This window comes from Mycobacterium intracellulare ATCC 13950 (assembly GCF_000277125.1).
GTDB lineage: Bacteria > Actinomycetota > Actinomycetes > Mycobacteriales > Mycobacteriaceae > Mycobacterium > Mycobacterium intracellulare.
Map to the genome: position 1 here is coordinate 4,632,718 of NC_016946.1, position 12,075 is coordinate 4,644,792.

The following is a 12,075-nucleotide window of genomic DNA, read 5'->3' on the forward strand; positions in this document are numbered from 1 at the left end:
GCCCCGGGCGCCGGGGTTTATCGTGACAGCGCAATGCCGCTTCATCTGCACCGCGCCGAGCGCACCGATCTGTTGGCCGACGGGCTCGGCGCTCTGCTGGCCGATCCCCCGGCCGACCCGTTCGCCCCCGAGCTCGTCGTGGTCCCGGCGCGCGGGGTGGAGCGCTGGCTGAGCCAGCGGCTGTCGCACGTGCTCGGTCGGGCCCGCGGCGGCGGGGTTTCCGGCGGGGTGTGCGCCGGGGTTTCGTTCCGCAGCCCCGGCTCGCTGATTGCCGAGATCGCCGGCACCGCCGACGACGATCCGTGGTCGCCGGAGGCCATGGCGTGGCCCCTCCTGGAGGCGATCGACCACTCGCTGGACGAACCGTGGTGCCGCCCGCTGGCGACCCATGTCGGTCACTTCCACACTGGCGCGGAGGCCGAGCTGCGCCGGGGGCGGCGGTATGAGGTGGCGCGCCGGTTGGCCGGGCTGTTCGCCTCCTACGCACGGCAGCGCCCGCAACTGCTGATCGACTGGCTGGGCGGCGACCCGGGCGATCTCGACGAGGACCTGCGTTGGCAGCCGGAGCTGTGGCGGGCGCTGGTGTCGCGGGTCGCGGCCGATCCCCCGCACATTCGCCACGCCAAGACCCTCGCGCGGCTGTCCGAGGCGCCCAGTGACCTGCCCGCGCGGCTGTCGCTGTTCGGGCACACCCGGTTGTCGCGCACCGACTCCGAGCTGCTGGCCGCCCTGGCCATCCACCACGAGCTGCACCTGTGGCTGCCGCACCCCAGCGACCGGCTGTGGCGCGCGCTGGCCGGCACGCGCGGGGCGATCCCCCGCCGCGAGGACACCAGCCACCGCGCCGTGGGCCACCCGCTGCTCGCCACCCTGGGGCGGGACCTGCGCGAGCTGCAGCGCGGCCTGCCGGCGGACGCGCAGACCGACGAATACCTGCCCGGCGAGGCGCGCCCGGACACGCTGCTCGGCTGGGTGCAGTCCGACATCGCCGCCAACGCCGTGCGGCCGCGGGGGCGCGCGCGGGCCGACGACGACCGGTCGGTCCAGATCCACAACTGCCACGGCCCGGCCCGCCAGGTCGATGTGCTGCGCGAGGTGCTGCTCGGCCTGCTGGCCGACGACCCGACGCTCGAACCGCGCGACATCCTGGTGATGTGCCCGGACATCGAAACCTATGCGCCGCTGATCGTGGCCGACTTCGGACTCGGCGACGTGGTGCACGGCGCGCATCCCGCCCACCAGCTACGGGTGCGCCTGGCGGATCGCTCACTGGTCCAGACCAATTCGCTGCTGGCTGTGGCCTCCCAATTGCTGGGGCTCGCCGGCGGCAGGGTGACGGCCACCGAGGTGCTCAACCTGGCACAGGCCGCCCCGGTGCGCGCCCGGTTCGGGTTCACCGACGACGATCTGGAGGCCATCACCCGCTGGGTGCGGCAGGCCAACATCCGGTGGGGATTGGACCAGGAGCACCGGCGGCCCTACCACGTCGACTTCGTGCACAACACCTGGCGTTTCGGCATCGACCGGATATTGGCCGGCGTCGCGATGTCCGACGATTCGAACGCATGGATCGACGCGACGCTGCCGCTCGACGACGTGAGCAGCAACCGGGTCCCGTTGGCCGGCCAGTTCGCCGAATTCGTCGCCCGGCTGCACCACGTGGTCGACTCCCTCACCGGCACAAGGACATTGACCGAGTGGCTGGCCACCCTCGCCGGCGCCATCGCCTCGTTGACGCGGGTGCACGAGTCCGAGGAGTGGCAGACCGGTCAGGTGCAACGGGAGTTCGCCGCGGTCCTGGCGCAGGCCGGGTCACGGGGCGGCACGGTGCTGCGACTGCCCGACATCCGCGCACTGCTGACCCGGCACCTCGCCGGGCGCCCGACGCGGGCCAACTTCCGCACCGGCACGCTGACGGTGTGCACCATGGTCCCGATGCGCTCGGTCCCCCACCGGGTGGTGTGCCTGGTCGGCCTGGACGACGGGCTGTTCCCGCGTCTCGGTGTCGTCGACGGGGACGACGCGCTGGCCCGCCGCCCGATGACCGGGGAACGCGACATCCGTTCGGAGGACCGGCAATTGCTGCTCGACGCGATCGGCGCCGCCACCGAGAAACTGGTGATCACCTACACCGGCGCCAATGAATATTCGGGGCAGCCGCGCCCACCCGCCGTGCCGCTGGCCGAATTGCTGGACGCCCTCGACGTGACGACGCCGACGAAGGTGCGCCACCGCATCGTGATCGAGCATCCGTTGCAGCCGTTCGACATTCGCAACGTCATCCCCGGCGAACTGGTGCCGAAGGTGCCGTTCAGTTTCGACCCCACGGTGCTGCGCGCGGCGCGCGCGGCCAGCGGCGAACACACCGAACAACCCAAATTCGTTGCGGCGCTGCTGCCGCCCCCGCCGGCCGACGACGTCAACCTCGCCGACCTCGTCGGCTTCTTCAAAGACCCGGTGAAGGGCTTCTTCCGCGCCCTGGAATTCACGCTGCCCTACGACGTCGACGGCGTGCAGGATGCCATGCCGGTCGACATCAACGGCCTCGAGGAGTGGACCGTCGGCGACCGGATGCTGGGTGACATCCTGCGCGGGATGAGCCCCGATGACGCGCGGCAAGCCGAGTGGCGCCGCGGCACACTGCCCCCCGGCCAGCTGGGCTGGCGCAAGGTCACCGAGATCCGCGACCAGGCCGCCGCGCTGGCGCTCGAGGCGCTGCGGCATCGGCAAGACCACCGATCGGCCGCCGCCTATGACGTCGACGTCGATCTGGGCGCCGGTCGCCGACTCACCGGCACGGTGTCGCCGGTCTATGACGACGCCCTGGTCTCGGTGACCTATTCGAGGCTGGACGGCAAGCACCTGCTCGAATCGTGGATTCCGTTGCTGGCGTTGGCCGCTCACGACCCCGTCCGCGACTGGTCGGCGGTGTGCATCGGCCGGATGCGCCGCGGCAGAAGCATCCGGGTCGAGGGGCTGGGGCCACCGGACGGCGATCCCGTCGAGGTGCTGCGCGAGCTGGTGACGATCTACGACGCGGGACGGCGGGAACCGATTCCGTTGCCCATCAAGACGTCCTACGCGTGGGCGGCGGCCCGGCACGGCGGCGACGACCCGGCGGCCGAGGCGCGGCGCCGGTGGAAGACCAGCGACCGCTTCCCGGGTGAGGACCAGGCGCCGGCGCACGTGCGGGCGTGGGGGCGCGGCGCGCCGTTGGACGATCTGATGCAACCGGTGCGGCCGGGCGAGGAGTGCGACGGCGAGGACAACCGGCTCGGCGCGTATGCGGCCCGGCTGTGGCTGCCGATGCTGCGCGCCGAGCGGAAGCTCATCTGATGCAGCGCTTCGACCTGTTGGGCCCGCTGCCGGCCGAGCGCTCCACCACCGTGCTGGAGGCCAGCGCGGGCACCGGCAAGACGTTCGCGTTGGCGGGCCTGGTGACGCGGTATCTCGCCGACGGCGCGGCGAGCCTCGATCAGATGCTGCTCATCACGTTCGGCCGCGCCGCCAGCCAGGAACTGCGGGAACGTGTCCGCTGCCAAATCGTCGACGCGGTAAGGGCTTTCGCCGACCCGTCGACGGTCGGCGACAACCAGCTGGTGGCGTACCTGCTGGACGGCACCGACGATCAGCGCGCGGCGCGCCGACAGCGTCTCCGCGACGCGCTGGCCGGCTTCGACGCGGCGACCATCGCCACCACCCACCAGTTCTGCCAGCTGGTGCTGCGCTCGCTCGGCGTGGCCGGCGACACCGCCGCCAGCGTGACCCTGCTCGATAGCCTCGACGACCTGGTGACCGAGATCGTCGACGACCTCTACCTGGCGCACTTCGGGCAGGAGCGCGACGACCCGGCGCTGCACTACTCCGAGGCGCTGCGGCTGGCCCGCGAGGTGGTCAACAACCCGTCGACCCAGCTGCGGCCGCGCGACCCGGACCCCGATTCGCGGGCCGCCGTCTGCCTCCGGTTCGCCAATGACGTTCTGGCCGAGCTTGATACGCGCAAGCGCCGGCTGGGCGTCCTCGGCTATGACGACCTGCTGACCCGACTGGCCGACGCGCTGGCCACCGACGGCTCCCCCGCCCGGCTGCGGATGCACCAGCGTTGGCCGATCGTCATGGTCGACGAATTCCAGGACACCGACCCGGTGCAATGGCAGGTCATCGACCGCGCGTTCAGCGGGCGCTCCACGGTGATCCTGATCGGCGACCCCAAACAGGCGATCTATGCGTTTCGCGGGGGCGACATCGTGACCTACCTGCGGGCGGCCCAGACGGCCGGCGAGCGCAAGACGCTGGACATTAACTGGCGCAGCGATTCCGCGCTCGTGGCGCGGCTGCAGGTGGTGCTGCGCGGCGCCCAGCTCGGTGACCCCGCGATCGTGGTGAACGATGTCGGCGCGCATCACCGCGGCCACCGGCTCGCCGGCGCGCCCCGCAACGACCCGTTCCGGTTGCGCGTCGTGTCGCGAAAAACCCTGGGGCGCCGCGGCGTTCAAAACCTGCCCATCGACGAGCTGCGCGAGCACATCGGCGCCGACCTCGCCGCCGACATCCGCGCCCTGCTCGCCGCCGGCGCCACGTTCGACGGCGAGCCCCTGCAGGCCCGCGACATCGCGGTCATCGTGGAACGGCACCGGGACGCGCACGCCTGCTTCAAGGCCCTGTGCGACGCCGGCGTTCCCGCGGTCTACACCGGCAACACCGACGTGTTCACCTCCGAGGCCGCCGAGGACTGGTTGTGCCTGCTGGAGGCCTTCGACCAACCGCATCGGCCCGGCATGGTCCGCGCCGCCGCGGCGACGATGTTCTTCGGCGAGACGGCCCAAACGCTGGCGGCCGGCGGGGACGCCCTGACGGACCGGATCGCGAAAACGCTGCGGGAGTGGGCCGGTCACGCCCGGGAACGCGGCGTCGCGGCCATCTTCGAGGCCGCCCAGCTGCTGGGGATGCGCGATCGCGTGCTCGGCTGGCGGGGCGGTGAGCGGCACATGACCGACCTGGCGCACGTCACCCAGCTGCTGCAGGAGGTCGCCCACCGCGAGCATTACGGACTGCCGGCGCTGCGCGACTGGCTGCGCCGGCAACGCGACGAGCGCGGCGGCGCCCCCGAACGCAACCGCCGGCTCGACAGCGATGCCGCCGCCGTGCAGATCATGACCGTCTTCGTCAGCAAGGGCCTGCAATATCCGATCGTGTACCTGCCGTTCGCGTTCAACCGCAACACCCAGGACAGCGACGTGGTGCTGTTCCACGACGAGGACGGCACGCGTTGCCTGCACGTCGGCGGCAAGGACAGCCCCGACTTCAAAACCGTTGAGCGGCTGGGCCGTAAAGAGGATGCCAGCGACGACAGCAGGCTGACCTACGTCGCGTTGACCCGGGCGCAGGCACAGGTGGTGGCCTGGTGGTCACCGGCGTACTTCGAGCCCAACGGCGGCCTGTCGCGGCTGCTACGCGGGCGCCGGCCCGGCGACCCGGTCGTTCCGGACCGATGCGAACCCGCGAAGGTCTCCGACGATGACGCACTGGCCCGGTTGCGCGAATGGGAGGCCGCGGGCGGGCCCGTCATCGAGGACTCGGTGGTGGCGCCCGCCCCGTCGCTGCCGCCGGCGCCGGTGCCCCGGCACCTGGACAGCCGCCACTTCCACCGCGCCATCGACACCACGTGGCGGCGCACCTCCTATTCGGGACTGATCCGGGTGGCCCAGGCCAGCGGGGTCGGCAGCGAGCCCGACGTCGCCGGGCTCGACGACGAGGTCGGCGATATCCCGTTGTCCTCCCCGGCCGCCGGGCCGGACGTGCCCTCGCCGATGGCGGACCTTCCGGCGGGCGCGACGTTCGGCTCCCTGGTCCACGCCGTGCTGGAGACGGCCGACCCGTTCGCCGCGGATCTGGCCGCCGAGCTCGAAGAGCACATCCGGGAGCATTCGGCGTGGTGGCCGGTCGCCGCGACCCCCGAGGAGCTGGCCGCGGCGATGGTGCCGATGCACGACACCCCGCTGGGACCGCTGGCGGACGGGTTGACGCTGCGCCGCATCGGGCTCTCGGATCGGTTGCGGGAACTGGACTTCGAGCTTCCGCTGGCCGGCGGCGATCGGCCGTCGGTGGGGCCGGAGGCCCGCCTGGCGGACCTGGCGCCGCTGCTGCGCGAGCACCTGCCGCCCGACGATCCGCTGGTGTCGTATGCCGACCGGCTGACGGACCGGGCGCTCGGTGACCAGTCGTTGCGCGGGTACCTCACCGGCTCGATCGACGCCGTGCTCCGGATTCCCGACGGCGCGGGGCACCGCTTCGTGGTGGTGGACTACAAGACCAACCTGCTCGGGGATCCCGAGCGGCCGCTGACCGCCGCCGACTACGACCGGCCGCGGATGGCGGAGGCGATGCTGCACTCGGACTATCCGCTGCAGGCGTTGCTGTACTGCGCGGTGCTGCACCGGTTCCTGCGGTGGCGGATACGCGATTACGACCCGGACCGGCACCTCGGCGGTGTGCTCTACCTGTTCGTGCGCGGCATGTGCGGCGCGGACACCCCGGTGCGCGACGGGCACCCGTGCGGCGTCTTCAGTTGGCGGCCACCGCCGTCGTTGATCTCGGCCCTGTCGGACCTGCTCGACGCCCGGACGGTGCCGGCATGACGGCGGAGGTGATGTTCGCGACCGGATTGCTGCGCACGTTCACCGATGCCGGCGTCTTCGAGGCGGCGGACGTGCATGTGGCGCAACGGCTTACCGCGCTCACCGGCGAGTCCGACGAACGGGTGGCCCTAGCGGTCGCGCTGGTGGTACGCGCGCTGCGGGGCGGTTCGGTCTGCGTCGATCTCCGCGCGGCGCCCGGGCTGCTCGGCGACGCCGACCTGCCGTGGCCCGGCGCCGACGACTGGCTGGCGGCGGTGCGGGCCAGCGCGTTGCTCGGGCCGCCTCCGGTGCTGCGGTTTTTCGGCGATCTGCTGTACTTCGACCGGTACTGGCTCGAGGAGGAGCAGGTGTGCACCGACCTGCTGGCCTTGTCGGCGCCGCCGGTCGGCATCGAATCGTCCAGTTACGAACGGCTTTTCGAGCCCGGGTACGAGGAGCAGCGGGCCGCCGCCGAAATCGCGGTGTCGCACGCGGTGACCGTGCTGACCGGTGGCCCCGGCACCGGCAAGACCACCACGATCGCGCGGCTGCTCGCCCTGCTCCTCGAGCATGCCGAGCGGGCCGGGATGCCGCCGCCGCGGATCGCGCTGGCCGCACCGACCGGCAAGGCGGCGGCGCGGCTGGCCGAGGCGGTGGCCGCGGGGGCCCGACGGCTCGGCGCGGCCGACCGGGCGCGGCTGGCCGGCCTGTCCGGGACCACGCTGCACCGGCTGCTGGGTCCCCGGCCGGATACGTCGGTGCGGTTCAAGCACAATCGCGCCAACCGGCTGCCGCACGACGTCATCGTGGTGGACGAGACGTCGATGGTGTCGTTGACGATGATGGCCCGGCTGGCCGAAGCGGTCCGCCCGGACTCCCGGTTGATTCTGGTCGGCGACCCGGACCAGTTGGCCTCGGTGGAGGCGGGCGCCGTGCTGGCCGACCTGGTGGACGGGCTGTCCGCCCGCGGCGACGTGCGGGTGGCCGCCCTGCGCACGCCGCACCGATACGGCACGTCGATCGGCGCGCTGGCCGAGGCGATTCGGGTCGGCGACGCGGACCGGGTGGTGGAGCTGCTGGCGGCCGGGGGCGAGCACGTCGAGTGGGTGGATGCACAGCGCCCGGCCGATCGGCTGCGCGAGGTGCTCGTCGCGCACGCGCTGCGGCTGCGGTCGGCCGCGCTCCTGGGCGCGGCCGACGAGGCGCTGGCCACGCTGGACGAACACCGGCTGCTGTGCGCGCACCGCGAGGGCCCGTATGGGGCGACACACTGGAACACGTTGGTGCAGAAGTGGATTGCCGAGGCGACGGGGCAGCCGGCATGGTCGCAGTGGTACGCCGGGCGCCCGCTGCTGGTGACCGCCAACGACTACGGCCTGCGGCTCTACAACGGCGACACCGGTGTGGCGGTGGCCGGCGCGGAGGGCCTGCGGGCGGTCATCGCCGGTGCCAGCGGGCCGCTAGACTTCGCGACCAGCCGTCTCGGCGAGGTGGAGACGATGCACGCCATGACCATCCACAAGAGTCAGGGCAGCCAGGCCGACGAGGTGACCGTGCTGATACCGCCGGAGGATTCGCGACTGCTGACGCGGGAACTGTTCTACACGGCCGTGACCCGGGCGCAGACCAGGGTGCGGGTGGTGGGGCCCGAGGCCTCGGTGCGCGCGGCGATCGAGCGCCGGGCGATGCGGGCCACCGGATTGCGGCAACGGCTGCGGGCCGACGCCGCCGCGACGTGACGGACGGCGGGGGCGAGGGCGACGGTCCCGCCCCGGCGTCCCAACCCGTCTCGCGGCGGGGCCCGGTCGTGCGGCTCGCCGTGTTCGCGGCCTTTCTGGCCGTGGTGTTCTATCTGGTGGCCGTCGCGCACGTCATCGACATCGAGGAGATCCGGCGGGTGGTGTCGGCCACCGGGCCGGCGGCCCCGCTGACCTACGTCGTGGTCTCGGCGGTGGCCGGGGCGCTGTTCGTGCCGGGCTCGATTCTGGCCGCGGGCAGCGGATTGTTGTTCGGTCCGCTACTGGGCGTGTTCGTGACGCTGGGCGCGACGGTGGGCACCGCGATCGTGGCGAGTTTCGTCGGCCGGCGGGCGGGCCGCGACAGCGCCCGGGCGCTGCTGGGCGCGCAGCGCGCCGACCGCTTCGACGCCCTGATCGGGCGCCGGGGGCTGTGGGCGGTGGTCGGGCAGCGCTTCGTTCCCGGCATCTCGGACGCGCTGGCCTCGTACGCGTTCGGGGCGTTCGGAGTTCCGTTGTGGCAGATGGCCGTTGGCGCGTTCATCGGTTCGGTTCCGCGGGCCTTCGTCTACACCGCACTGGGCGCCTCGATCGGCAACCGGTCGTCGCCGCTGGCCTACGCGGCGATCGCGGTGTGGTGTGTGAGCGCCATCGTCGGCGCGTTCGCCGCCCACCGCGGGTACCGGAGATGGCGCACTCACGCCGGCCGTGACGCGGACACCGGTTCGCCAGAGCCGGGTTCCGAAGCCCGCTAGCGAGTCTTGGTCGCTGGTAGGGATTAGTGCATGGCTGTCCACGGTCCAGGTGTCGGGGCATTGCGCACAAAATTCGGAGGCGGGGGTCGGGCGGCCCGGTTTTGTCGGTGGTGGCTGTGATGATGTGGTCATGTCGTCGACCGCGTCCGCTGAGGCCGTGGTGGTCACTGCGAGTGACCGCCTTGAGGTGTTGTTCGGGGAGTTGGCGGAGTTGGCGGGTCAGCGCAATGCGATTGATGGGCGCATCGTGGAGATCGTCGCCGAGATCGACCGCGACCAATTGTGCGGTGTGACCGGGGCGCGGTCGGTGCCGGCGTTGGTGGCCTGGAAGCTGGGCTGCTCGTCGGCCAACGCGCACACGCTGGCCGCGATTGCTGGCCGGCTGACGGAGTTTCCCCGCTGCGCCGCCGGCCTGCGAGAGGGTCGCCTGTCGGCCGATCAGGTCGGGGTGATCGCCGCACACGCAGGCGAGGGATCTGATGAGCATTACGCGCAGCTGGCCGCGGTCGCCACGGTGAACCAGTTGCGTACCGCGGTCAAGCTGGAACCGCGACCGCAACCCGAACCTCGCCCCGATCCTGGGCCCGAGCGTTCGATCACCACGACCACCGACGAGGCGGGCAGCTGTTACCGGATCAAACTTCCACACCACGACGCGGCGAAGTTCGACGCGGCGTTGGCGTCTCATCGTGAGGCGCTGATCGCCGAGTGGAAGCGCGACCACGACAATGGCGAGCACGCCGGTGCTCAGGTGCCGCCGTTGCCTACCACCGCCGACGCGTTTATGCGCCTGGTCGAGGCGGGCTGGGACGCCGAGGCCACCCGCCGCCCGCATGGCCAGCACACCACCGTCGTGGCACACCTCGACATCGAGCAGCGCGTCGCCGCGCTGCATCTGGGTCCGCTGCTGCCCGATGCCGAACGCCGCTACCTGACCTGTGATGCCACCTGTGAGGTGTGGTTCGAACGCCACGGCGAGGTCATCGGTGCCGGCCGGACCACGCGGGTGATCAATCGGCGGCTTCGCCGCGCGCTCGAGCACCGCGACCGCGCGTGCGCGGTGCCCGGCTGTGGTGCCACCCGTGGTTTGCACGCCCACCACATCCGGCACTGGGAAGACGGCGGCCCCACCGAGTTGGCCAACCTGGTGCTGGTCTGCCCCTATCACCACCGGTTGCACCACCGTGGCCTGATCACCATCACCGGACCCGCAGACGCTCTCGTGGTCACCGGCGAGGCCGGCCAAATCCTGAGCCCGGGCTCACTCGCGCACCCACCCACCCGGCCCCCGCCCGCGGTGCCACCGTGTCCGGGACCTACCGGTGAGCGGGCCGACTGGTGGTGGTATGACCCCTTCCAACCCCAACCACCACCGACAAACAACTAACCCTGGCACAGGGCTCACTCGCTATTGGCACTGTGTCAAAGCTCAAACACCTTGGGGCATAACCCAGTTCGTTCAAACTACGCGGCTATCCACCGCGTCGTGGCCATCGGGCCCGACGGCCAATCACGCACCGACTGGTCGACGTGACCGGTTGATCTATGGCGTTGATAAAGACGGCACCCGGCGACTCGTCGGCTTCGAAGTACAGGTCGAAGCGATAACGATTGGGCGTCACCATCGTGCGGCAACAACGTCGACATGGATGCGTACCGCCGCAGGGCCGTTCGGGCCCGCCACCGGCATACCGTCCACGGCAGCGTGTACCGACTGATCCGCCAGCCGAAGGGGGAACCCTGATGGACGACGAGCGAGAACCTGTACAACCGCGTGACCGGGCCGATGGCATATCTGTAACGGATGTCGAGAGAAAGCGATAATCGACCGGCCAACGGATAAGCTGAAGTAGCACAACGGTTTAACCGTGCTAACTTGATGGCCGCGGCCCGCTGCGTCCGGCTTCGCCGACCTCGCGACCGCCGCTAGCCGGCCGCCCGCTGCGCCGCGACGAACAAGTTCCCGGGCACGTAGTCCCGCACCTCCTTGGCCGCCGCTCGGCCATAGCCGGCCATCAACTCGTCGGACGGTGTCACCGTCACGTCCCAGCCATGACGGCCGAACCACTCGCCGACGTCCTCGCGCTCCTCGAAGTACCACAGCTCGTCGGTCCTCGGCACCTGCCGGTCGGGATCGACCTCGGCCATCAGCGCCGCGATGCGATCCATCCGCTCCCGGCGCCTCGCGCGAAGCTGGGGGTCGAGGAACTTGGGGCCCAGCGCCTCCACGGCCACCCGGCTGCCGGGGACGGTGAGTCCCTGAATGCGTTCGAACAGCAGCTCCTGCGCCGCGGCCGGCAGATAGGGCATCAACCCCTCGGCCGACCACACGCTGGGCGCGCTGACGTCAAAACCCGCCTGCCGCAACGCTTCCGGCCAATCCTGGCGCAGGTCCACCGCGACGGGGACGCGGTGACAGGCGGGCTGCGCGCCGTGCTCGGCGAGCGTCGACGCCTTGAAGTCCAGCACCCGGGGCTGGTCGAGCTCGTAGACCGTCGTCCCCGCCGGCCAGGCCAACCGCCACGACCGCGCGTCCAGACCGGCGGCCAAGATCACCGCCTGCCGGATGCCGGCGGCCGTCGCGTCGAGGAAGAACCGGTCGAAAAACGCGGTGCGCGAGGCCATGTAGCCGACCATCGATTGCATCTGCAGCGGCAGCGTCGGTTCGGCTTCGACGACAGCGTCAGGTAGTCGCCCCGCCGAATGCCAGTTCCATACGCCGTCACCGGCGGCGTCGAGGAAGACCTGGGCGAACGGATCGCTGATCAACGGGTTCTCGCCGCGGGTCTCCGCGGCGCGGGCGGCGGCCACGCCCAGGGCGGTCGCCCCTACGCTCTCGGTGATCTCCCAGCTGTCGTTGTCGGTCCTGGCCACGCGCACGTCCTTCCCACTTCGCTAGCAGGGCTACGTACCCGACCCTACGCGCGGCGGATGAGTGGCAGCTGTCCCCGAGCCGGGTATTAAAGT

At 71.4% G+C, this 12,075-nt stretch carries 6 protein-coding genes; 5 read left to right on the top strand and 1 reads right to left on the bottom strand.

The genetic code is table 11. From position 1 onward, the window contains the following. The first annotated feature begins 33 nt into the window (after positions 1 to 33). From recC to OCU_RS46450, 5 genes are all read left to right on the top strand, one after another. Positions 34 to 3,336: an exodeoxyribonuclease V subunit gamma gene (gene recC, locus OCU_RS46430; RefSeq protein ID WP_014381157.1), complete on the top strand. Its 3,303-nt coding sequence runs from the start codon at positions 34 to 36 to the stop codon at positions 3,334 to 3,336. Then, positions 3,336 to 6,638, top strand: a complete 3,303-nt coding sequence (recB, locus tag OCU_RS46435) for an exodeoxyribonuclease V subunit beta (protein WP_014381158.1) — start codon at positions 3,336 to 3,338, stop codon at positions 6,636 to 6,638. The genes recC and recB overlap by 1 nt, the downstream gene beginning before the upstream one ends. After that, complete coding sequence (recD, locus tag OCU_RS46440) at positions 6,635 to 8,356, top strand: exodeoxyribonuclease V subunit alpha (RefSeq protein ID WP_014381159.1); 1,722 nt, start codon at positions 6,635 to 6,637, stop codon at positions 8,354 to 8,356. The genes recB and recD overlap by 4 nt, the downstream gene beginning before the upstream one ends. Beyond that, positions 8,353 to 9,108, top strand: a complete 756-nt coding sequence (locus OCU_RS46445) for a TVP38/TMEM64 family protein (protein WP_036459711.1) — start codon at positions 8,353 to 8,355, stop codon at positions 9,106 to 9,108. Before recD ends, OCU_RS46445 begins: the two co-directional genes overlap by 4 nt. A 130-nt stretch (positions 9,109 to 9,238) precedes the next feature. Further along, a complete protein-coding gene (locus OCU_RS46450; protein WP_036459812.1) occupies positions 9,239 to 10,495 on the top strand; it encodes an HNH endonuclease signature motif containing protein in 1,257 nt (418 codons plus the stop codon). 539 nt (positions 10,496 to 11,034) lie between these two features. Here the strand turns inward: OCU_RS46450 and OCU_RS46455 are convergent. Then, complete coding sequence (locus OCU_RS46455; RefSeq protein WP_014381162.1) at positions 11,035 to 11,982, bottom strand: class I SAM-dependent methyltransferase; 948 nt, start codon at positions 11,980 to 11,982, stop codon at positions 11,035 to 11,037. Positions 11,983 to 12,075: the final 93 nt, after the last annotated feature.

Coding starts and splice junctions, on each gene's coding strand:
- recD (WP_014381159.1), top strand. CDS start 6,635: ATGACGGCGGAGGTGATGTTCGCGACCGGATTGCTGCGCACGTTCACC.
- OCU_RS46450 (WP_036459812.1), top strand. CDS start 9,239: ATGTCGTCGACCGCGTCCGCTGAGGCCGTGGTGGTCACTGCGAGTGAC.
- recB (WP_014381158.1), top strand. CDS start 3,336: ATGCAGCGCTTCGACCTGTTGGGCCCGCTGCCGGCCGAGCGCTCCACC.
- recC (WP_014381157.1), top strand. CDS start 34: ATGCCGCTTCATCTGCACCGCGCCGAGCGCACCGATCTGTTGGCCGAC.